This is a genomic window from Sinisalibacter lacisalsi, assembly GCF_014640115.1.
GTDB lineage: Bacteria > Pseudomonadota > Alphaproteobacteria > Rhodobacterales > Rhodobacteraceae > Sinisalibacter > Sinisalibacter lacisalsi.
The window spans coordinates 23,413-45,808 of the sequence record NZ_BMGI01000002.1 but is presented as its reverse complement, the minus strand read 5'-3'; the positions used below and the strand labels follow the sequence as shown (position 1 = coordinate 45,808).

General features: G+C 68.7%; 17 protein-coding genes. 4 read left to right on the top strand and 13 right to left on the bottom strand.

From position 1 onward, the window contains the following. Positions 1–16 precede the first annotated feature (16 nt). Both IEW01_RS06040 and IEW01_RS06035 read right to left on the bottom strand, forming a co-directional pair. Positions 17–1,390, bottom strand: a complete 1,374-nt coding sequence (locus tag IEW01_RS06040; RefSeq protein WP_188526735.1) for a PQQ-like beta-propeller repeat protein — start codon at positions 1,388–1,390, stop codon at positions 17–19. Between the two features lie 40 nt (positions 1,391–1,430). Then, positions 1,431–2,078 (bottom strand): hypothetical protein, encoded by a 648-nt coding sequence (locus tag IEW01_RS06035; protein ID WP_188526734.1) that lies wholly within the window; start codon positions 2,076–2,078, stop codon positions 1,431–1,433. A 244-nt stretch (positions 2,079–2,322) separates the two neighbouring features. Here IEW01_RS06035 and IEW01_RS06030 point away from each other — a divergent pair, with 244 nt between their 5' ends. After that, the gene (locus tag IEW01_RS06030; RefSeq protein ID WP_308418943.1) at positions 2,323–3,534 is read left to right on the top strand and encodes an efflux RND transporter periplasmic adaptor subunit; all 1,212 of its coding nucleotides are present in this window, start codon (positions 2,323–2,325) and stop codon (positions 3,532–3,534) included. Beyond that, on the top strand, positions 3,531–7,316 hold the full coding sequence (locus tag IEW01_RS06025) for an efflux RND transporter permease subunit (protein WP_188526732.1): 3,786 nt from the start codon (positions 3,531–3,533) through the stop codon (positions 7,314–7,316). Before IEW01_RS06030 ends, IEW01_RS06025 begins: the two co-directional genes overlap by 4 nt. A gap of 46 nt (positions 7,317–7,362) precedes the next feature. On the opposite strand, the gene IEW01_RS06020 is transcribed toward IEW01_RS06025, so the two are convergent. Beyond that, on the bottom strand, positions 7,363–9,168 hold the full coding sequence (locus tag IEW01_RS06020; protein ID WP_188527382.1) for an ABCB family ABC transporter ATP-binding protein/permease: 1,806 nt from the start codon (positions 9,166–9,168) through the stop codon (positions 7,363–7,365). 202 nt (positions 9,169–9,370) lie between these two features. Next, a complete protein-coding gene (locus IEW01_RS06015) occupies positions 9,371–11,041 on the bottom strand; it encodes a LysM peptidoglycan-binding domain-containing protein (protein ID WP_188526731.1) in 1,671 nt (556 codons plus the stop codon). A gap of 98 nt (positions 11,042–11,139) precedes the next feature. Between IEW01_RS06015 and IEW01_RS06010 the strand changes: the two genes are divergently transcribed. Next, complete coding sequence (locus IEW01_RS06010) at positions 11,140–11,697, top strand: LOG family protein (protein ID WP_188526730.1); 558 nt, start codon at positions 11,140–11,142, stop codon at positions 11,695–11,697. Here IEW01_RS06010 and rarD read toward each other — a convergent pair. Then, entirely contained in the window at positions 11,634–12,578 is a 945-nt protein-coding gene (gene rarD / locus IEW01_RS06005; RefSeq protein ID WP_188526729.1) for an EamA family transporter RarD, read from the bottom strand. The genes IEW01_RS06010 and rarD overlap by 64 nt on opposite strands. A gap of 199 nt (positions 12,579–12,777) precedes the next feature. On the opposite strand from rarD, the gene IEW01_RS06000 reads away from it, so the two are divergent. After that, positions 12,778–13,377 (top strand): 2-hydroxychromene-2-carboxylate isomerase, encoded by a 600-nt coding sequence (locus IEW01_RS06000; RefSeq protein ID WP_188526728.1) that lies wholly within the window; start codon positions 12,778–12,780, stop codon positions 13,375–13,377. A gap of 52 nt (positions 13,378–13,429) precedes the next feature. Here the strand turns inward: IEW01_RS06000 and IEW01_RS05995 are convergent, their stop codons facing one another. From IEW01_RS05995 to IEW01_RS05960, 8 genes are all read right to left on the bottom strand, one after another. Then, on the bottom strand, positions 13,430–14,377 hold the full coding sequence (locus tag IEW01_RS05995) for an autotransporter outer membrane beta-barrel domain-containing protein (RefSeq protein WP_188526727.1): 948 nt from the start codon (positions 14,375–14,377) through the stop codon (positions 13,430–13,432). Between the two features lie 45 nt (positions 14,378–14,422). Continuing rightward, the gene (locus IEW01_RS05990; RefSeq protein WP_229738113.1) at positions 14,423–15,634 is read right to left on the bottom strand and encodes a hypothetical protein; all 1,212 of its coding nucleotides are present in this window, start codon (positions 15,632–15,634) and stop codon (positions 14,423–14,425) included. 213 nt (positions 15,635–15,847) lie between these two features. Then, positions 15,848–16,456, bottom strand: coding sequence for a superoxide dismutase (locus IEW01_RS05985; protein WP_188526725.1), 609 nt, complete (start codon positions 16,454–16,456; stop codon positions 15,848–15,850). A 101-nt stretch (positions 16,457–16,557) separates the two neighbouring features. Further along, positions 16,558–17,136, bottom strand: a complete 579-nt coding sequence (locus IEW01_RS05980; RefSeq protein WP_188526724.1) for a sarcosine oxidase subunit gamma — start codon at positions 17,134–17,136, stop codon at positions 16,558–16,560. Then, positions 17,129–20,140, bottom strand: a complete 3,012-nt coding sequence (locus IEW01_RS05975) for a sarcosine oxidase subunit alpha family protein (protein ID WP_188526723.1) — start codon at positions 20,138–20,140, stop codon at positions 17,129–17,131. The genes IEW01_RS05980 and IEW01_RS05975 overlap by 8 nt, the downstream gene beginning before the upstream one ends. A 91-nt stretch (positions 20,141–20,231) precedes the next feature. Next, entirely contained in the window at positions 20,232–20,555 is a 324-nt protein-coding gene (locus IEW01_RS05970; RefSeq protein WP_188526722.1) for a sarcosine oxidase subunit delta, read from the bottom strand. Continuing rightward, on the bottom strand, positions 20,549–21,013 hold the full coding sequence (locus tag IEW01_RS05965) for a hypothetical protein (protein ID WP_188526721.1): 465 nt from the start codon (positions 21,011–21,013) through the stop codon (positions 20,549–20,551). The genes IEW01_RS05970 and IEW01_RS05965 overlap by 7 nt, the downstream gene beginning before the upstream one ends. Then, positions 21,013–22,260 (bottom strand): sarcosine oxidase subunit beta family protein, encoded by a 1,248-nt coding sequence (locus IEW01_RS05960; RefSeq protein ID WP_188526720.1) that lies wholly within the window; start codon positions 22,258–22,260, stop codon positions 21,013–21,015. Before IEW01_RS05960 ends, IEW01_RS05965 begins: the two co-directional genes overlap by 1 nt. Positions 22,261–22,396 lie beyond the last annotated feature (136 nt).

Below are 22,396 nucleotides of genomic sequence, written 5' to 3'. Positions count from 1 at the left end.
CCAAAGCCCGCCCGTATCAACGCAAGCCGATCAGATCGCCGCTCTCGCCCATGAACATCATCATGCCGGAGGCCACGATCGGCCGGCTCGCCGCGCCGGTGGGCAGTTCGCTCGCGCCCAGGGCGGCACCGTCGGCCGGGTTGAAGGCGCGCAGGATGCCATCGCCCGAGGCGATCCAGAGCCGCCCGCCCGCCAGCACCGGCCCGTAGGCGGGCCAGATCGACTTGAGCTTGCGCGGCTTGTCGGCCTTCTCGTAGCGCGGCAGCGCCACTTCCCAGACCTTCGACCCATCGCGCGCCGAAAGCCGGACCAGCTTCGCCTCGTCGGTGACGAAGAACACCGCGTCGCCGGCGACCGCCATCGTGCCCTGTGCGCCCTCGCCGGCTTCCCAGCGCAGCTGGCCGTCGTTCAGGCCCACGGCCACGGCCTGTCCCGAGGCGGTGGCAGCGTAGACCACGCCATCGGCCACCACCGGCTCGCCGGTGAAGGCGGACAGCACCGCGCGGGCGCTCCCGGCGCGGTTGCCGGCCACGCGCACGATCCATTTCACATCGCCCGCGGTGACATCGACCGCCACCAGGCTCTGGTTGGCGATCGGGAAGACAACGGTGTTGCCGGATACCGCCGGGGCGGCGACGCCGGAGACGCCGACATGCGCCGCGACGCCCGCGAGCCGCCAAGCGATCCGGCCGGTGTCGGCATTGATCGCGTAGGCCACCGATGCGGCGGAGGTGACGAAGACCTGCCCGCCCGCCACCGTCGGCGCGCCGTTCACCGCCGCGTCGAGCTTCTGGCGCCACAGCACCTGGCCCGAGGCCGGATCGAGCGCCACCAGCTCGCCTTGCGTGGTGGTGGCGAAGAGTTTGCCCGCGCCGAGCGCGAGCCCGCCGCCCATGGCGCTGCCGTCGCGCTCGCCGGGCGCATTGATCCCGGCGCTCCACAGCACGCCGCCGCCGACGGCATGGGCGGTGACGTTGGCGTGGCTGTCCATGGTGAAGACGCGCCCGGCATCGGCCACCGGCTCGGCGGTGATGCGGAACTTGCGCTCGTTGCCGGCGCCGGCCTTCGACGACCAGACCGGCGCTGGGTTGGCCGCGAGCTGCGCGTGCGGCGGGCGGTTCATCGCGTTGGCGCCGCGCTGCGGCCAGCTAGCGATCGCCTGCGCCGCACCGAGGGAAACCGGGCGCGACTGGTTGACGAAGGCGGCATCGGCCTCGGCGGCGCGCGCACTGGCCGCCGCCACGGCGCCGGCATCGGTGGTGTCGTAGCCCGGGCTGCGCGGATCCTCGCGCATGCCGTCGAGGATCAGTTCCGGGCGCGAACACCCGGCCACTGCCAGCGCCAGCGTGGATACCATGATCAGGTTCCGCATCGCCTTGGTCTGTTTCACGCGCTTGCCCCCCACGCTTTGTCTCGTTCCCGCGCCCCTCTCAGAGCGCGGCTCCGGGCGCCGTGCCGCCCAATGCCACAATCAACTGCGAAACGCGCCGACGCAAGGGCTGGCTCGCCTCGGTATCGTTCAGAAGCGCTTCCAGCCGTGTCCGCGCCGCATCAGTGCGGCCGAGCTCGATCTCGGCCAGCGCGATCTGTTCCTCCGCCAGCACCCGGAACGCGCCGCCCGGCGCGGTGAGCGGCGTCAGCACCTCGACGCGCGCCTCGGCATCCAGCGCCCCGGGAAGGAGCGCGCGCTTGAGCTGGGCGAGATCGCGGTAGAGCGCGGGCTGGCCGGCGTCTTCGGCCAGCGTGCGCAGCCTGCGGTCGGCCTCCTGCGGGTCTTCCGCCACCGCCGCCGCGATCAGCGCGATCAGTGCTGCGCGGTCACCCTCGGCGTCGATGCCGTCGAGCGTGGCGAGGCGCGCGGCGGCATCGTCCAGTTCGACGGCGGCGAGAATCGCATCGCCCGTCGCCTCCGCCTCCGCCCGGTCGCGCGCCTTGATCCATTCGTTGACCGTGGCGCCGCCGACGAGCAACAGCACCGCGACCACGCCGATCCAGCCGTATTTCTTCAGCTGACCATACAGCTTGTCGCGGCGGACCTCTTCGGTCACCTCGTCGATGAAGGATTCGGGGTTGCTCACGGGCCATGCCTCCGGCTGCGATTTGCCCCCTCTTTAGCCTGAAGCCGTGTTCTTTGCCAAGAGTTGCGCAAAAAGTGATCCGATCACGCAACATATGCCTATCAGACACAGAGTTTGTATTGAGGGCGCTGCTGCCAGCGCCTATCTCAGAGCCAGTTGTTTGCTGCGGGCATTGCCCGAACATGGGGAACCGATGCGTATCATCCCGATCCTGACCGCGACCTTTGCGGCTATTGTCCTTTTCATGCTCGTTTTCGAACGCGACATGGTGCGCGAATTCGCCGGCTTCGCCCCGGCCGAAACCGACCAGACGGATACGACGACACTGGCCGAGGAGGCCGCCGAGACGGCCACCGCCGCGGCCGCGCCCGGCGGGGGCGTTTCTGTCATCGCCGTCGAGAGCACGGCGCGCGAGATCGACAGCGCGGTGGTGATCCGCGGCCGCACCGAGGCGGTGCGCGCGGTCGATCTGCTTGCCGAGACCTCCGGGCGCAGCGTGGCGGCGCCAATCCAGAAAGGCGCGCTGGTCTCCACCGGCGACGTGCTTTGCGAGATCGACATGGGCACCCGCGCCGAGGCGCTGGCCGAAGCCCGCGCGCGGCTCGCGGAAGCCCAGGCCAACGCACCCACGGCAAGCGCGCGGGTGGCCGAGGCGCAGGCCCGGCTCGACGAGGCCGAAACCAACCTGAACAACACCGAATCGCTGGCCTCGGGCGGCTTCGCCGCCGAGACCCGGGTGATCGCCGCGCGCGCCGCCCTGCGCACGGCCGAGGCCGTCCTTGCCGCCGCCAGGGGTGGCGCGGCCAGCGCCGAGGCAGCGATCGAGGCCGCGCGCTCCGCCGTCGCCAATGCCGAACGCGAGATCGAACGCACCCGAATCACCGCGCCCTTCGACGGCGTGCTCGAAACCGACACAGCCGAGCTCGGCAGCCTGCTCCAGCCCGGCGCGCTCTGCGCCCGGGTGCTCGATCTTGACCCGATCCACCTTGTCGGCTTCGTCTCCGAGGTCGACATCGAGCGCGTCGAGATCGGGGCGATGGCCGGGGCGCGGCTTTCGTCGGGGCGGGAAGTGATGGGGCAGGTCACCTTCGTGTCGCGCTCGGCCGATCCCACCACCCGCACCTTCCGCGTCGAGGCCGAGGTGGCCAACCCCGATCTCTCGATCCGCGACGGGCAGGCGGCCGAGATCCTCGTGCGCGCCGCCGGGCGGATGGCGCACCTCCTGCCGCAGAGCGCGCTCACGCTCGACGACGCCGGCAGCCTCGGGGTGCGGATCGCGGTGGCGGACGGCGACGGCGACGTGGCCCGCTTCGCGCCGGTGGAGCTTCTGCGCGACAGCCCCGAGGGCGTCTGGGTTGCGGGCCTGCCCGAGGTGGCGCGGGTGATCGTCGTCGGCCAGAACTACGTCACCGACGGCGTGGCCATCGCGGTCACGATGCAGGAGGGCGGATCATGAGCCACATCGTCGACTATGCCGCCTCCCGGGCGCGGATGATCATCGCCTTCATCGTGCTGACCCTGGTCGCCGGGGCGGCCGCCTACGTCGGGCTGCCCAAGGAGGGCGAACCGGATATCGAGATCCCCGCGCTCTTCGTCTCGGTGCCCTTCCCCGGCATTTCCGCCGAGGATTCCGAACGCCTGCTGGTCAAGCCGATGGAAACCGAGCTGGCAGACATCGACTTTCTCAAGAAGATGACCGGCACCGCGGCGGAAAACTACGCCGGCGTGGCGATGGAATTCGAGTTCGGCTGGGACCGCTCCAAGGTCATCGCCGACGTGCGCGACGCGATGAACGCGGTCGAGGCCAAGTTTCCCGAAGGCGCCGACAAGTATTCGGTCAACGAGATCAACTTCTCCGAGTTCCCCTTCGTGGTCGTCAACCTTACCGGCGACGTGCCCGAGCGCAGCCTGGTGCAGCTTGCCCAGGAGTTGCAGCGCGAGGTCGAGGGCATCGACGCGGTGCTGGAGGCCAAGCTCACCGGCTACCGCGACGAGATGGTCGAGGTCACCATCGACCCGCTGCGGCTGGAGGCCTACAACGTCACCGCCGGCGAGCTGATCGACGTCATCACCCAGAACAACCAGCTGATCGCGGCCGGCGAAGTGGTGACGAGCGGCGGCGCCAACGCCGTCAAGATTCCGTCGAGCTTCTCCGAAGTCTCCGACATCTACGCGCTGCCGGTGAAGGTCAACGGCGACCGGGTGGTCACGCTCGGCGACCTGGCCGATATCCGCCTCACCTTCGAAGACCGCGCCGGCACCGCCCGGTTCAACGGCGAAACCACGGTGTCGCTGCAGGTGGTCAAGCGCAAGGGCTTCAACATCATCGAATCGGCCGGCCTCGTGCGCAGCGCCGTGGAGAGCGCCCGGGCGGAGTGGCCCGAGGCCCTGCAGGACGCGGTGACGGTGCAGTTCTCGAACGATTCCTCCTACCAGGTCGAGAGCATGGTGAGCCAGCTCGAGGGCTCGGTGATCACCGCCATCGCGCTGGTGATGGTGGTGGTGCTGGCCAGCCTCGGGATGCGCTCGGCGCTGCTTGTGGGCTTTGCCATTCCCACCTCCTTCCTGCTCACCTTCGCGCTCTTCGCGGTGCTCGGCTACGCGGTGAACAACATCGTGATGTTCGGCCTGATCCTCGCGGTGGGCATCCTCGTCGACGGCGCCATCGTGGTGGTCGAATACGCCGACAAGCGGATCAAGGAAGGCGTCGGCCCGATGCATTCCTACGTCGAGGCGGGCAAGCGGATGTTCTGGCCCATCGTCAGTTCCACCGCCACCACGCTCTGCGCCTTCCTGCCGATGCTGTTCTGGCCCGGCGTGGCCGGCGAGTTCATGGAGATGCTGCCGAAAACGCTGATCTTCGTGCTCAGCGCCTCGCTCGTCGTGGCGCTGGTCTACCTGCCGATCGTCGGCGGCGTGGCCGGGCGCTGGAGCCGGGCGCTCGACCATGCCAGCGAAGTGCTGCGCCCGCTGCCCTGGGTGGTGCGCGCGGGGCTGGTGATCCCGGCCGCCTACGGGCTCTTCCTCGCCGCGATGCAGGTGTTCAACCCCGACTATCTCTTCGCCGAGGGCAACCCCCTGCCCGCCACCGCCGCGATGCTGCTCGGCATCGCCGGCTTCGTGGTGATGGCCACGGTCACGACGGTTCTGATCGACGCCGCGAAGATTCACCGGGCGCCGAAGCGGATCAAGTCGGGCTACCGCCGCACGCTGTTCGGGCACTTCATCAAGTTCATCTCCGGCAACCCGGTGATGCCGGTGGTCACCATCGCCGCCGTGCTCGCCCTCGTCGCCGGAACCTTCGTGCTCTACGGCAAGAACAACAACGGCGTCGAGTTCTTCGCCGAGATCGAGGCCGAACAGGCGATCGTTTACGTGCGGGCGCGCGGCAACCTCTCGGTCGAGGAAAAGGACGCGCTGGTGGCCGAGGTCGAACGCGTGGTGCTGGAAACGCCCGGCGTGATGAATGCCTTCGCCTTCGCCGGCGAGGGCGGCCTGAACCAGAACACCGCCGGCGCCTCCGGCCCGCGCGACCAGATCGGCCAGGTGCAGATCGAGCTCGCCACCTGGGAAGATCGCCCGGTGACGGTGGAGCGCGCCAGGTTCTTCGACCTGATCCCCTACGAGAAACGCACCGTCGACCCGACCTGGGCCGGCTCCTACGTGCTCGACGAGATCGAGCGCCGCCTCGAAACGGTTCCCGGCGTGCGCTTCGAGATCCTGCCCGTCGCCATGGGTCCGGCCTCGGCCAAGCCCGTCCACCTGCGGCTCAAGGGCAACGACTGGGACAGCCTGATGGCGGCGACCGAAGCCGCCCGCACGCGCTTCGACTCCACCGAGGGGCTCACCGCGATCGAGGATACCCGCCCCCTGCCCGGGGTCGACTGGCAGCTCGATGTCGATGTCGCCGCCGCCGGGCGCTACGGCACCAACGTCGCCACCGTCGGCGGCATGGTTCAGCTCGTCACCAACGGCCTTTTGCTCGATACCATGCGCGTCGACAGCTCCGACGAGGAAATCGAGATCCGCGTCCGCCTGCCCGAGCAGGACCGCGTGCTCTCTACCCTCGACAGCCTCAAGCTGCGCACCAATGACGGGCTGGTGCCGCTGTCGAACTTCGTGACCCGCACCGCCGTGCCCACCCTCGCCCAGATCGACCGTGTCGACCAGATGCGGTATTTCGACGTGAAGGCGGGCGTGGCGAGCGATCTCGTCGTGCTGCGCGAAGGCGAGGATGGCCCCGGCCGGGTGATGCCCGCCGCCGAGGCCGACGCCATCATTGCCGCGGCCGAACCGGGCACCTATACCAGCACGCCGGTGACCCCGACCGAGCGCATCGAGGCCATCACCGACTGGCTCGAAACCAGCCCCCTGCCCGCCGGGATCGCCTGGGAATGGACCGGCGACCAGCAGGAGCAGGCCGAAAGCTCCGCCTTCCTCGGCCAGGCCTTCGCCGGGGCGCTATTCCTTATGTTCATCATCCTGCTGGCGCAGTTCAACAGCGTCTACAATTCGGTGCTTGTGCTGCTCGCGGTGGTGTTGTCGACCGCCGGTGTGCTGGTCGGGATGATGGTGATGGGCCAGCCCTTCTCGATCGTGATGACCGGCACCGGCATTGTCGCGCTCGCGGGGATCGTGGTGAACAACAACATCGTGCTGATCGACACCTACCAGGAGTATTCCAAGTTCATGCCGCGCGCCGAGGCCATCGCGCGCACCGCCGAAGACCGGATCCGCCCGGTGCTGCTCACCACGATCACCACCATGGCGGGCCTCGCGCCGATGATGTTCGGCCTGTCGCTCGACTTCATCGGCGGCGGCTACTCGATCGACGCCCCCGCCGCGCTGTGGTGGAAGCAGCTCGCCACCGCCGTGGTCTTCGGCCTCGGCATCGCCACCGTGCTCACGCTGGTGTTCACGCCCTCGATGCTGGCGCTCAGGGTCTGGGCCTCGGCGGGCGCCTATGCCTCCCTGCGCGGCATCGCGGCGCTCGCGCTCGGGCGCGGCAGCCGCCCAGCGCGCGACATCGCGTTGGGCCGCCGCGCGCGCAAGGCGCAGATCGACGATCTGGTCTGGGATTTCGATACCCGGCCCGAAGCCGCCGAGGGCGACGGCGCGCCCAACCTTGGCGATGTGCGCGCCGTGCTGAGGGAAAGTGGCCTTGCGCTGGAGCAGGACGCGGACCGCTTCGCCGAAGGGCTCGACGCCGACGGCAAACCGCTCAGGGCCGCCGAGTAGCCGGCGCGGGTGGTCGCCCCGAGGCGCGGCCAGGCCGGACGCGGGCTCAGGCCGCCTCGTCTTCCTCCGCCGCCTGCCGCGCCCACATCGCGGCGTATTTCCCGCCCCTGGCGAGCAGATCCTCGTGGTTGCCCTCCTCGGTCACCACGCCGTTTTCCAGAACCACGATCCGGTCGGCGTCGGCGATGGTGGAGAGCCGGTGCGCGATGGTGATGACGGTGCGGCCCTCGCCCATCGCCTTGAGGCTTTCCTGGATGTCGCGCTCGGTTTCGGTGTCGAGCGCGCTGGTGGCCTCGTCGAGCAGCAGGATCGGCGGGTTCTTCAGCACCGTGCGGGCAATGCCCACGCGCTGCTTCTCGCCGCCCGAGAGCTTCAGCCCGCGCTCGCCCACGGTGGTGTCGTAGCCATCGGGGAGGCTGACGATGAAATCGTGGATCTTCGCCGCCTTCGCCGCCGCCTCGATCTCGGAGAAGCTGGCATCGGCGCGGCCGTAGGCGATATTGTAACGGATCGTGTCGTTGAACAGCACGGTATCCTGCGGCACCACGCCGATGGCATCGTGCACGCTCGCCTGGGTGACGTCGCGCAGATCCTGCCCGTCGATGCGGATCGCACCACCGCTCACGTCGTAGAACCGGAACATGAGCCGCCCGATGGTCGACTTGCCCGAGCCGGAAGGGCCGACCAGCGCCACCGTCTGCCCCGCCGGCACATCCACCGAGATCCCGTGCAGGATCGGCCGCGCCGCCTCGTAGCCGAAGCTCACCGCGTCGAATTCGACGTGCCCGCCGCGCACCTTCAGATCGGGGGCGCCGGGCTTGTCGGTCACCTCCGCGGGCTGTTCGAGCAAGGTGAACATTTCGCCCATGTCCACCAGCGCCTGGCGGATCTCGCGGTAGACGCTGCCGAGGAAGTTGAGCGGCATGGTGATCTGCACCATGTAGGCGTTGACCATCACGAAATCGCCCACCGTGAGCGCGCCCTGCTGCACCCCCCAGGCCGCCAGCAGCATCACCGCGATGAGGCCGGCGGTGATGATGAAACTTTGCCCCGCGTTGAGCAGGGCGAGCGATTGCGAGGTCTTGATCGCCGCGCTCTCGTAGCCCTTCATCGAAACGTCGTAGCGTTCGGCCTCGCGGCTCTCGGCGCCGAAATACTTCACCGTTTCGAAATTGAGCAGCGAATCCACAGCCTTCTGGTTGGCGTCGGTATCCTGGTCGTTCATCTCCTTGCGGATCCTCACCCGCCACTCGGTCACCAGGAAGGTGAACCAGACGTATATCGCGATGGTGCCGACGACGACGGCCAGATACCACACGTCGAACAGCACGAAGAAGATCGCCGCGACCATGGCCAGCTCAAGAAACAGCGGCCCGATGTTGAACAGCAGGAAGCGCAGCAGGAACTCGACGCCCTTGACCCCGCGCTCCATGATCCGGCTGAGGCCGCCGGTCTTGCGTGTGATGTGGTAGCGCAGCGAAAGCGCGTGGATGTGCTGGAAGGTCTCCAGCGCCAGCGCCCTCAGCGCGCGCTGCGCCACCTTGGCGAAGGCCGCGTCGCGCAACTGCTGGAAGCCCACCGAAAGAAACCGCGCCACGCCGTAGGCCACGGTGAGCCCGATCGCCCCCATCCCCAGCATCCAGGCGGCGTCGACCTCGCCCTCGCCGGTGAGCTTGTCGACCGCGGCCTTGTAGAACAGCGGGGTGACCACGGCGATCAGCTTGGCGCCGAAGAGAAAGGCCATGGCGATGACGACACGAGCCTTGATCGCGGGCTGGCCCCTGGGCCAGAGGTAGGGCACGACACGCCGGATCGTGCGCATTCCCTGCCCCTTGCCTTCGCCCGACATCATCGCCTCGGAAACCGTCGTTCGTCCGCCACCGCGCTGTCGCATGCCTGTCCCCTTGCCTGATCCGTCTCAGATAGGCCCGTCGCGGCGAAAAGGCCAGAGGCCGGGCCGGTCATGCCGATGTATCGCGGCTCGAACACGCCGGGCCCGCGCGCCTCGGTCGCCGCGCGATCGGGTCTACGGGGAATGGGGCGGGCGGCCTTTGTCAGTCCGCGTCGGGGAGCGTGAACACCTGGCCGGGGTAGATCCAGTCCGGATCGCGGATCAGGTCGCGGTTGGCACGGAAGATCCGCACGTACTGGATCCCCTCGCCATAGCGGTCCTCGGCGATGGCCCAGAGAGTATGGCCGGGCTGGATCGTGACCGCCGCGAGTTTGCGCCCCGACGCCACCGCCTCGGCCGCCTGTTTCCCGGCCGCCTCCAGCACCTCGGGCTCCTCGCGCTTGAACGGGGTCTCGACCCGCGAGGTCACCGCGCCATCGGGGGCGATGCTGTCGACGCGCAGGGTATAGACTCCTGTATCCACCCCCGGCAGAGGCACCCGCCATTGCCCGTCAGGGCCGACTCGGGCGCTGCGCACCGGCGCGTTGTCGAGGTAGATCCGCACGGTTTCCTCCCCAGCGCCGCGCCCGGCGAGCGCGACCTCGCCGGTGGCATCATAGGAGATCGTGTCGATCGACAGCGGCGGCGCGGGCCCAGGGTCCTGCAACACGGTGATGCCCTCGGGACCGGCCAGAAGCACGCGCGGCGCGGCCGGTTCGGGCGCGGGTTGCGGCGCCGGCGGCGCCTCGGTCGCCACCACCGGGCCGGGCGGCAGGGCGGGCGGCGCCTCGCCCGGTTGCGCGTCTGCAGCGGTCTCGACGCCGGTCGCCCCTCCAGGCGCTACCTCGGCCACCTGCGGCGCGGCCGGGGCCTGCGGCGCGGCCGGGGTCTGGGGCGCAGGCGCGGGTTCGGTGGCCGGCGTGGGCGCGGGTTCCGGCGCAGGTGACGGCGCGGGCGCGGGTTCGGGTTCGGTGGTCGGCGTGGGCGCGGGTTCGGGTTCGGGCGAAGAGGCTACCGGACCTTCCGGCGCCGGCGCGGGATCAGGCCCGGCCGATGGCTGCGGCGCCGCCTCGGGTACTGGCGCTGGTGCTGCCTCGGGCTCTGGTGCCGTCTCGGGGGCGCGTTCGGGCGTCGGCGCAGGCGCGGGCTGCGGCGCTGGTGCTGCCTCGGCGACCACCTCCGGCATCGCCACCCCCTCGATGATCACGCTGCGGGTGGAAACCAGCCGCTCGCCGTCGTCGAGCGTTGCCTCGAGCCGCATCACCCGGTCGTTCCCCGAGGGGGGCAGGGAGAACATGGCGACGAAATTCGCCCCCCGGTCCGCCAGCGTCTCGACCATCTCCTCGCCCTCGACCAGCACCGAGATCCGCGCGCCGGGCTCGGCGCGTCCGGCCACCAGCGCACCGCCATCGGGACGGATCCGCACGATGTCGAAATCGGGGGCGAGCGGCGGCGGTGCCTCGGCCTCGGGCTGCGACGCCGGCTCGGGCGCCGCGTCCGGCTCCGGCTCGGTTTCGGGTGCCGGCTGGGCCTCGGGTGCCGGCTCGGTTTCGGTTGCCGGTTCCGGCGCGGCGTCGGGTTCGGTCTCCGGCGCGGGTTCTGGCGCGGGTTCGGTCTCCGGCGCGGGCTCCGGCTCCGGTGACGGCTCGGGCGCGGCGTCGGGCTGCGGCGCCGGCTCCGGTGACGGCTCGGGATCGGGTGCCGGCACGACCGATTGCGGCGGCACTTCCGGCGGCGCCGGTGGCCGCAACAGGAAAAACCCCGCGATCGCAACCGCGATCACGGCGAGGCCGCCCAGGATCCAAGCTCCCCAGCCCGAGAAAGAACCGCCCATGTTTTCGTCCCCTTCACCCCTCCGCTCTGGTGGCGGAAGCTTGTGGCAGCTTATCAACCGGTCTAGACCCGGTCAAAAGCTTCTGTGAAAGGTCATCCATGGGTGTGTCGAATTTCTCCGTCTGCGTCTATTGCGGCTCTCGCTTCGGGGCCGATCCGGCCTATCGCGCCGAGGCCGCGGCGCTCGGGCAGGCGCTGGCGGAGGAGGGCTGGCAACTGGTCTATGGCGCCGGCGATGTCGGCCTGATGGGCGCCGTCGCCAATGCCGCGCAGACGGCGGGGGGCGAGACCTTCGGGGTGATCCCGGTGCACCTGCTCAACCACGAAGTCGGCAAGCGCGATCTCACTTCCTTCGTCGTCACCGAGACCATGCACGAGCGCAAGAAGGTGATGTTCATGAACGCCCACGCCATCGTGGTGCTGCCTGGCGGCGCGGGCAGCCTCGACGAGTTCTTCGAAGTGCTCACCTGGCGCCAGCTCGGCCTGCATGAAAAGCCGGTGTTCCTGCTCAACACCAATGGCTACTGGGATCCGCTGATCGGCCTGATCGACCACGTGATCGACCAGGGCTTCGCCGATGCGACCTTGCGCGGCTACGTCTCGGTGGTGGCGGATGTGGCCACGCTGCGCGCAAGCCTGCGCGACACCCTGTCCTGACGGAAGGTCTCGGCCGAGTAGAGCGCCAGCGCCGTCCAGATCAGCGGCAGCGCGATCCAGTGCCAGCGGGTGACCACCTCGCCGAAGGCGATGGCGGCAACGGCGAATTGCAGCGACGGGTTGATGTATTGCAGCACGCCAACGCTGCCCAGCGGCAGGCTGCGCGAGGCCTTGGCGAAGAGCACCAGCGGCGTGCCGGTGAGCACGCCGGAAAAGGCCAGCAGCAGCGAGGTTGAAAGATCGCTGCCGAAGACGCCGAGGTTACGCCCCACCAGCCCCTCCCAGCCGAGCTTGTGCACGCCGAAAAGCCAGACCGCGGCGAGCGGCGCGAGCAGCAGCACCTCCGCCGTCACCGAGGCGATCGGCCCGGCGGCGAGTCCCTTCTTGACAACGCCGTAGAGCCCGAAGGTGAAGGCCAGCCCGAGCGAGATCCACGGCCCGACGCCGAGCCCCCAGGTCAGCACCACCACCGCGACGGCAGCGAGCGCGACCGCCAGCCACTTCAGCCGCGACAGCGCCTCGCGATAGATCACCACGCCCATCAGCACCGCCACCAGCGGGAACATGTAATAGCCAAGGCTTGCCTCGACCGCGTGGCCGACCTGGATCGAGTAGATGAACAGGAACCAGTTGGTCGAGATCATCACCGCCGCGAAGGCCACCAGCGCGAGATCACGCGGCCGGCGCAGCAATCGCAGGATGTCGCCCGCCCGGCGCTGCGCGAGGATGAGTCCGCCGAAGAACAGCAGCGACCACAGCGTGCGATGGGCCAGAACCTCGAGCGGTGGCACATGCGCGAGCAGCTTGTAATAGAGCCCCGAAAGGCCCCAGATCACGGTCGCCGCGATCATCGCGCTCATACCCCTTGCCGTCTCGCTCATCATGCCTGCCCCTTTCCCGCGCTCAAAGGGCAGGAATGCGGCGCGCGGTCAAGCAGGTTTCCCCCGCACCCGCCCCCCCTGCGTGCCCGACCCGGCGCGCGCGGCGGTCACTCGACCGCTGGCCGGGCCGGCGTTACACTCGCCGCCAGCGCCGCACGCCGCCGCGCGCGGCCCCGAACCTTGCAAGGGGGGCAAAGAGATGACCGCGATAGATTTCTGGTTCTCGATCGGCAGCACCTACAGCTACCTCACCGTCATGCGCCTCGGCGGGGTCGCCCGCGACCGCGGCGTCAGCTTCACCTGGCGCTCGTTCAACGTGCGTCACATCATGGTCGAGCAGAACAACGTGCCCTTCAAGGGCAAGCCGGTGAAGGAAGCCTACATGTGGCGCGATATCGAACGCCGCGCACCGGTGCATGGCCTCGCCCCGACCCTGCCCGCGCCCTACCCCTGCCCCGAGCTGCCCTACGCCAACCAGGTGGCGACGCTCGCCGCGCAGGAGGGCTGGCTCGAAGACTACGCCCGCGCCACCTATCGCAACTGGTTTGAACGGGGCCAGCCGAACGGGGAAGAGCCGAACCTGTCGAACAGCCTCGCCGCGATCGGGCAGGATCCGGAACGGGTCACCCGCGCGGCGCAATCGGCGACGATCCGCGACGCCCTCGCCCGCGAGACCCGGACGGCGCAGGACCTGGGTGTGTTCGGCTCGCCGACCTTCGCGGTCGGAGGGGAACTTTTCTGGGGCGACGACCGGCTCGACGACGCGATCGCCTGGGCCCGGCACGGCCGCCTCGGATGAGCCGCCGGGTGCGGACGGCGCGGGGGGCCGCCCCCGGCGCCGCCCATCCTGGTCAGAAGCTGAAGCCGAGCGCGAGACCGCCGCGCACCTCCGGGCTGGTGCCGTAGACCGCGTGGCCGACACGCAGGTCGCCCGACAGGGTCATGCCGTTGCCGAAATCATGGGCATAGCCGGCGGTGACGTAGCCGCGCGTCTGGTTCGCCACGAAGCTGGCGGGGATGTTGAACGTCGTCATCCCCGGAATATCGGAGGTGCCCGACAGCACGGCATCCTGCCCGCCCAGCGCCCGCTCGATCCCGGCACCGAACGACAGCGTGCCTTGCGCGCCCACCCTGATCTCGCCGGTCACGCCCAGCGTGAGGTCGGTGCGGCTCACCTGCATCTCGTCGTAGCTCGCGTTGAAGCTCGCGCCGGTCTCGGTATAGGCCGCGCGGGTGGTCTGGTAATGGGTCAGCCCCGCGTGCGGGGTCACGAGCCAGCCGCCCAGCTCCATGCCGTAGCCGATTGAGGCGGTGCCGCCCCAGGTTTCGAGCGACGAAGACCCGGTGGCGAGATCGACGTTGGCGAGCAGCCGGCCACGGGTGATCTCGCCCTCGGCGCGGCTCCAGCCAAACGCCGCCTCGGCCTGCAGCCCGGTGCCGGCGGCGCCCCCGGCGCTGTAACGCGCCCAGGCGGCGAGGCCGGGGCCGGCGCTCATGTCGAAGCCGTTGTTGGCGAGGCTGGTGCCCGCGAAGCTGGCGGTGACGCCGACGGAGACCGCGTCGCTGACGCCGTAGCCGAGGCTCACCGCGCCCGAGTTGGTGCGGCGCGCGCCCACGGTGGTGGGGTTGCGGTCGGTCCACGAAAAGCCCCCGTGCAGCTGCATGCCGAACTGCCCGGCCCCGGCGAAAAAGCCCTGCCGCATGGTCTGGCCCAGCCCCTGCTGCGCCTGCGCGGCGGCCACGGCACTGTCATTTGCCAGCACCGGGAAGGAGGTGAGGAGGTTGTCGAAATCCTGCATCTCCCCGCGCCAGATGAAGGCGCGGGTTCCGTTGGAGGTGTCCGATTAGCCGACGACGATGCTGCCATCGGCGCTCACGCCGTGCGCCTCGGTGTAGGAAGAGCCGTCGAGCGAACCCAGATCCTGCATCTGCGGATTGCCGGCATCGCCCTCGGTGCCATCCTCGACCCAGCGGAAGGCGCGGGTGCTGGCGCCGGACGGCGCAACGGAGGTTCCGACCACCACGGTGCCATCCGCATTGACGTCATTGGCATAGCTCCAGCTGTCGCCGTCGAGCGTGCCGAGGTTCTGCATCTGCGGGAAGGTGCCGCCGAAGTCGCCCCCCTCGACCCAGCGGAAAGCGTTGCCGGAGTTCCCCGGCAGCGCCGTCGAGTAACCAACGACGACGGTGCCGGCGTCGTTCACGCCATAGGCGTAGCTGTAGAGATGCCCGCTCAGAAAACCGAGTGTTTGCATCTGCGGGTTGGCGGGAAGGCCCGCGGTGCCGCCTTCCACCCAGCGGAATGCTCTTGTCAGAGAGGTCAGGGAATAGCCGACAACGACCGTGCCGTCGGCGTTGACATCATGAGCCTCGCTGATCCCCAAGCCGTCCAGCGTGCCGAGGTTCTGCATGCCAACACCTTCGACCCAGCGGAAAGCGCGCGTGCCGGCGGCAGAATCCGATTTTCCGACCACGACCGAGCCATCGGCATTGACGCCATAGGCATAACTGGTGCCGGTGCCATTCAGCGCGCCAAGGTTCTCCATCTGCGGGTTGCCCGAAATGCCCGCAGTGCCGCCCTCGACCCAGCGGAATGCACCGCCGCCCGACAGTGAATAGGAATGACCGACGACGACGGTGCCATCGGCATTCACGTCGTATGCGATTGCGCTGTTGCTGGAGCCACCGTCGAGCGTGCCGATATCCTCCATCTGCGGATTGCCGGCATCGCCCCCGGTGCCACCTTCGACCCAGCGGAAGGCCACCGAGCCAATGCTCGAATCGGTTTGGCCAACAACGACCGAACCATCGGCACTCACGGCTTTGGCATCGCTACTGGTTCCGCCCGTCAATGTTCCGAGGCTGCACATCTCGGTATCGGCCGGCCCGCCCACGGGCGGCGTGATGCATTCATAAGGCCATGCCGCCTGCGCCAGCGCACCGCCCGCACCCAGCGCCATCACCCCGACCGCCAGCACGGGCGCGAAGCTCACGAGGCCCCCCGACCGCTTGCAAACCCGTCCACCCCTGATCACCCGGCCTTTTTGCCCACACATCCTTGCACCCCTTCTCGCAACTCGCCGCGACTCGCGGTCGTATCCTTTGAATGCTTCTTGAGTCTTTCGACCGGGTAAGTAATCAGATGATTTTCTGGTGTTTCCAACGCGACAAAAACGCGATCCGCGAGGATGTGACCGGGCTGCCACAGCCCGCCCCAAACGCAAACGGCCGCCCCGAAGGACGGCCGCTCGATTTCATGCCGGGATGGCTCAGCCGGCGAGGCGCGACGCCACGTTTTCCCAGTTTACCAGCTTGTCGAGGAAGTTGGTCAGGTAGGCCGGGCGCTTGTTGCGGAAGTCGATGTAGTAGGAGTGTTCCCACACGTCGCAGCCGAGAAGCGCAGTCTGGCCGAAGCACAGCGGGTTCACGCCGTTTTCGGTCTTGGTGACCTTCAGCGACCCGTCGCTGTCCTTCACCAGCCAGGCCCAGCCCGAGCCGAACTGGCCCGCACCGGCGGCGGCGAACTCTTCCTTGAACTTGTCGACCGAGCCGAAGGCCTCGACCAGCGCCTTTTCCAGCTCGCCCGGCATCTTCTTGTCGTCGCCCGGGCCCATCATTTCCCAGAACTGCGCGTGGTTCCAGTGCTGCGAGGCATTGTTGAAGATGCCCGACTGCGCCACCGCGCCGGCCTCGTAGGTGCCGCGCACGATGTCTTCGAGCGCCTTGCCTTCCCACTCGGTGCCGGCGATCAGCTTGTTGCCGTTGTCGACATAGGCCTTGTGGTGCAGGTCGTGGTGGTATTCCAGCGTTTCCTTCGACATGCCGAGCGACGCGAGCGCGTCATGGGCGTAGGGAAGGTCGGGAAGTTCGAAAGCCATTGGGTCTCTCCCTGATCTGATCGTTTCTCTCAGGCATTACATGGGGCCGGGAGGCCCCGAAGGTCAAGCGCCGGCGGGCAAAAGTTTCGTGAAACCGGGCCTCACGGCGCGGGCGCGAACAGCCCCACCTCGCTGCCCGGCCGGGCGGCATTGGCGATCAGATCGAAGGCATAGCGCGCCACCGAGCGGAACACGACGATCTCGACGCTCGACTCGTCGGGCATGTGGAAGGCGCCCGCCACCTGCGCCAGCCGGGTGCGGCGCATCTCGCCCGGCCCGAAGGCGCCGGGGGCGAGGTTGGCGGGAGAAAGCTTGGCGATCACCTCGCGGCACCCCGCCCCTTCGAGGCGGAACAGCGCGCGCGCATCCGACACGTCGAGCGCCAGCGCGTGCTGGCCCTTGAGCGTCTCGGCAAGCGCCGCGGCCATCCCCGGCGCCTCGCCTTGATCGCAGATCAGCAACAGTTCGTCGGGCGACATCCAGGCAAGCCTGCGCCCCCCGTTCGTCACGATCTCGCGCTGCTTCGGCAGGGCACAGCCCGTGGCTTTCTTCACCGCCTTGCCGAACGCCGCCGCGCCCAGGTCGCCCCGGATCGTCACCATGCCGGTGGGGCCCGCGTCGCGCAGGATGCAATAGCCCTCGAATGTCGCGCCGCCCAGCGCCGATACCGCCTCAGACATCCTGCTTCGCCCCTTCCTTGTCGTAGAAACACGTCTCCACGATCCGCGCCTTGATCTCGGAGCCGTCGATCCTCGGAATCGTCACCTCCTCGCCCATCCGGTCCGGCCCGTGCAGCACCAGCCCCATGGCGATGCCGCGCTTGAGCGTGGGCGAGTGGTAGCTCGAGGTCACCCTGCCCTGCATGTTGCGCTGGCCGTTGGCGTTCACCCCCTCGGCGACGATATAGGCGCCGTCGGGGATCACCGAGCCATCGGTGGTTTCCAGCCCCACCAGCTTCCAGCGCTCCGGGTCGGCCATGTGCGGCCGCGCCTGCGCCCGCTTGCCGATGTAGTCGTCCTTCTTCTTCGAAATCGCCCAAGTAAGCCCCAGATCCTGCGGGATCACCGTGCCATCGGTCTCGTCGCCGATCATGATGAAGCCCTTCTCGGCGCGCAGCACGTGCAGCGCCTCGGTGCCGTAGGGCATCACCCCGTGCGGCTTGCCGGCTTCCATCAGCGCATCCCACAGCGCCTGCCCCCGGCTCGCGGGCACGGCGATCTCGTAGCTCAACTCGCCCGAGAAGGAGATCCGGAACACCCGTACCGGCAAGCCGCCAAGCTCGCCCTCGGCCCAGTGCATGAAGGGCAGCGCCTCTTTCGAGACATCCATCCCCCCGAGCGCCTCCAGCACCTGGCGCGCCTTCGGGCCGACCACGCCGATCTGGGCATATTGCTCGGTCAGGTTGGCGGTGTAGACCTTCCAGTCCCACCACTCGGTCTGCAACCATTCCTCCATGTGGGCATGGATGCGGTCCGCCCCGCCGGTGGTGGTATGGCACAGCCATGTGTCGTCATCGAGCCGGGCCACCACGCCGTCGTCGATCAGGAAGCCGTTCTCCGAACACATCAGGCCATAGCGGCATTTGCCCACCGGCAAGGTCGACATCATGTTGGTATACATCATGTCGAGGAAGCGCCCCGCGTCGGGGCCCTTCACCACGATCTTGCCGAGCGTCGAGGCGTCGAGCATCCCGACGTTCTCGCGGGTGTTCACCACCTCGCGCTGCACCGCCTGCTCCCGGCTCTCGCCTGCGCGCAGGTAGGTATAGGGCCGGCGCCAGTGGCCCACCGGCTCCCAGTCGGCGCCATGGGCGTCGTGCCAGTCATGCAGCGGCGTGCGCCGGAGCGGCTGGAACAATTCTCCGCGTGCCTCGCCCGCGATCGCGCCCATGCTGATCGGCGTGTAGGGCGGGCGGAAGGTGGTGGTGCCGGTCGCCGGAATTTCCTGCTGCAACGCCTGCGAAAGCACCGCCAATCCATTGATATTGCTCAGCTTGCCCTGGTCCGTCGCCATCCCCAGCGTGGTGTAGCGCTTGGTGTGCTCGACGCTTTCGTAGCCCTCGCGGGCGGCAAGCTGCACGTCCGACACCTTCACGTCGTTCTGGAAATCGAGCCACATCTTCATGCGCTTTTCCGGTCCCGCGCCCTCGGGCATGATCCAGACCGGCGCGATCGGCGCCTCGGCCTCGCACACCGCCTTCGGCCCGGCCTTGCGGCTCGCCTTGCCGCCCGCGCCCTTGCCCGCCGCCTTGCCCGCCGCGTGGGCATCGGCAAGGCAGGCATCGAGCGCGAGCGCGCCGGAGGCTGCGCCGGCCGTCAGCACGAAGGGCGCGCCATCGGCCCCGGTGGGCGCGCGGTCCGGGTCGGGGCGGAACATCGCCGCGGCCTCGTCCCAGGTCAGCTTGCCGCCGCAATGCGACCACAGGTGCACCACCGGCGACCAGCCGCCCGACATCGCCACCGCGTCGCACCTGATCTCCTCGCCCGCCTTGCCGGCGCCCGCCTGCGTGGTCACCAGCACCGATTTCACCCGCGCCCGCCCGCGCACCTCGGCGATCGCCCGGCCTTCCATCACCGCGATGCCGGCGTCCCGCGCCGCCTGCGCCAGCGGGCTCGTCACCACCTCGCGCGCGTCGAGCACGGCGGCCACCACCCGGCCCGCCGCCTTCATCGCCAGCGCGGTGCGGTAGGCATCGTCGTTGTTGGTCACCACCACGATCCGCCGGCCCGCCGCCACGCCCCAGTTCACCAGGTAGTCGCGCATCGCGCTGGCGAGCATGACCCCCGGCACGTCGTTGCCAGAGAAGGCCAGCGGGCGCTCCAGCGCGCCCGTCGCGGTCACGATCCGGCCGGCGCGGATGCGCCAGAGCCGGTGCCGCGGGCGGCCGTCGCCGGGGCTATGATCGGCCACGCGCTCGTAACCGAGGTGATAGCCGTGATCGTAAACGCCGGTTCCCTGCATCCGCAGCCGCAAGGTCACGTTGTCCGCCGCCTCGAGCGCGTCCAGCGCCGCCTTCACCCAGTCGCCCGGCGCCATGCCGTCGATCTCGCCGCCATCGACCGGCGCGCGCCCGCCCCAATGCGCGGCGTCTTCCATCACCAGCACCGAAACACCCGTCGCCGCCGCCGCCCGCGCAGCCTGCAGCCCCGCCACGCCGCCGCCGACCACGACCACGTCGTAATGGGCATAGAGATACTCGTAAGCATCCGCGTCCGGCTCCATTGGCACCCGGCCGAGCCCCGCCGACTGGCGCACGAAGGGCTCGAAGATCTTCGCCCAGGCCCCGCGCGGCGCCATGAAGGTCTTGTAGTAGAAGCCCGCGGGCAGGAAACGCGCGAGGTAATTGTTCACCTCGCCCACGTCGAAGGCGAGCGAGGGCCAGTGGTTCTGGCTGATCGCGGCGAGCCCGTCGAACAGCTCGGTGGTGGTCGCGCGCTGGTCGGGCTCGAAGCGCCCGCCCTCGCCCAGTCCCACCAGCGCGTTCGGCTCCTCGGCGCCGGAAGCCACCAGCCCGCGCGGCCGGTGATACTTGAAGCTCCGGCCCAGCATCACCTGCCCCGCGCCCAAGAGCGCCGAGGCCAGCGTATCCCCGGCGTAGCCGCGCAAACGCTTGCCGTTGAAGCTGAACGACACCCGCTTGGAGCGGTCGATCAGCCGCCCGTAGCCTTCGACGCGCGCGCTCATGCCCCTGCCCCCTTCATCCTGGCCCAAATACCTCGGGGGTGCGGGGGCAGCGCCCCCGCACGGATCGGATTGCGCAGCAATTCGAAGCCACTCATTGCCAGCCCTCCCAGCCCGGAACCTTCTTCGAGATCGCCGCCAGCAGCGCCTTGGGCGGCTCGGTCACCTGCGCCGGATAGGTGCCGTAGACCTCCAGCGTCACCGTGTTGCGCGCGGCATGAAACCACTTGCCGCAGCCCGCCGCGTGCCGCCAGCGCTCGAAATGCACCCCCTTGGGGTTCTTGCGGTCGAACAGGTAGCTCTCGAAGGCCGCGTCCGACCCCTCGGGGCCAACCCGCGTCAGATGCGCCTCGCCGCCCGGGGCAAGCTCGGTCTCGTCGGCGCGGATGCCGCAATAGGGGCAGTCGAGGATCAGCATTCGATCTCCTTTCCGGAAATGGCATCCAACTCCGTGGTCAAACGCTCGAAGACGTTCATTTTTTCTTCCAACAGCGCGCCGAGGTCCATTTCTCGATCCCAAGTTTCGACTAGGCCTCGATTAGTCAAATGCGCTGCTGATTTGTTAACCAAATCCCGTGTTTCTTCGGAAAGAAGCGCCCCTTCATCGCCCAAGACATATTCAAGATCTATTTCGAGATCGGGCGCGATAATGTCGTCATCTTTTTGGCGTCTCGACTTAAGGAAATCATCGAGGCGTCGGATCGCGAGCAAACTGTACGCCAAAAGGGCTTCACAGAGGACATCTCGACGGTCGCCGATCCCCCATGCTTCTTCGGCGTCGTCTGGATACGGCGCGAGTTCAACAAATTCGGCATATGCCGTTACCTCGCGAATGGTGCGCCGGACATCCGCTACCGAGGAATTGTTTCCACCCATCAATGCGCCACCCCCGCCGCCACGCTCTCGTCGATGAAGCGGCCCTCGCGGAAGCGCTCCAGGCCAAAGGCCGCCGCCAGCGGTCCCGGTGCATCCTTCGCCACCAGCTCGGCCATCGCCCAGCCCGAGCCGGGGATCGCCTTGAAGCCGCCGGTGCCCCAGCCGCAGTTGACGTAGATCCCCCCAACCGGGGTTTTCGACAGGATCGGCGAGCGGTCGCCGGTCATGTCGACGATGCCGCCCCATTGCCGCAGCATCTTCAGCCGCGAGATCATCGGGAAGGTCTCGACCAGCGCGCGCACGGTTTCCTCGATATGGTGGAAGCTGCCCCTCTGGGTGTAGTTGTTGAACCCGTCGGTGCCGCCGCCGATCACCATCTCGCCCTTGTCGGACTGGCTCATGTAGCCGTGCACGGTGTTGGCCATCACCACCACGTCCATGCAGGGCTTGACCGGCTCGCTCACCAGCGCCTGCAGCGAGACGCTCTCGATCGGCAGGCGGAAGCCGGCCATCTCGGCCAGTTCCGAGCTGTGCCCGGCCACCACCAGCGCCAGCTTGCCCGTTTCGATCCGGCCCTTCGAGGTGTTCACCGCCTTGACCTTGCCGCCCTCGGTCTCGATCCCCGTCACGGCGCAGTTCTGGATGATGTCCATCCCCATCGCGCTGCAGGCGCGGGCATAGCCCCAGGCCACCGCGTCGTGCCGGGCGGTGCCGGCGCGGGCCTGCCACAGCCCGCCCAGCACCGGGTAGCGCGGGCCGTCGATGTTGATGATCGGCACCAGTTGCTTGACCTTTTCCGGCCCGATGAACTCGGTGTCGACGCCCTGCGCCGCGTTGGCATGCGCGGTGCGCAGGTAGCCGCGCTTCTCGTGCTCGGTCTGGGCCAGCATGATCACGCCGCGCGGGCTGAACATCACGTTCATGTTCAGGTCCTGGCTCATCGTCTCGTAGAGGCTGCGCGCCTTCTCGTAGATCGCGGCCGAGGGGTCCTGCAGGTAGTTCGAGCGGATGATCGTGGTGTTGCGCCCGGTGTTGCCGCCGCCGAGCCAGCCCTTCTCGATCACCGCGACATTGGTGATGCCGTGGTTCCGGCCAAGGTAGAAGGCCGTGGCCAGCCCGTGACCGCCGGCGCCGACGACGATGGCGTCGTAGCGCTTTTTCGGCGCGGGCGAGGCCCAGGCGCGCTCCCACCCCTGGTGATAGCGCAGCGCCTCGCGGGCGATGGCAAAGGCTGAGTAGCGTCTCATCGCGGGCTCCTTCCCGGGCTTTCGCGCCTCTTGTCTCACGTCTTTCCCCACCGGGCCAATGCAACTAGCGGCCTTACACCCGACAAATGCGACATCACATCTGCGACATTGCGTCTTCTCCACCGGGGCGGGGCGT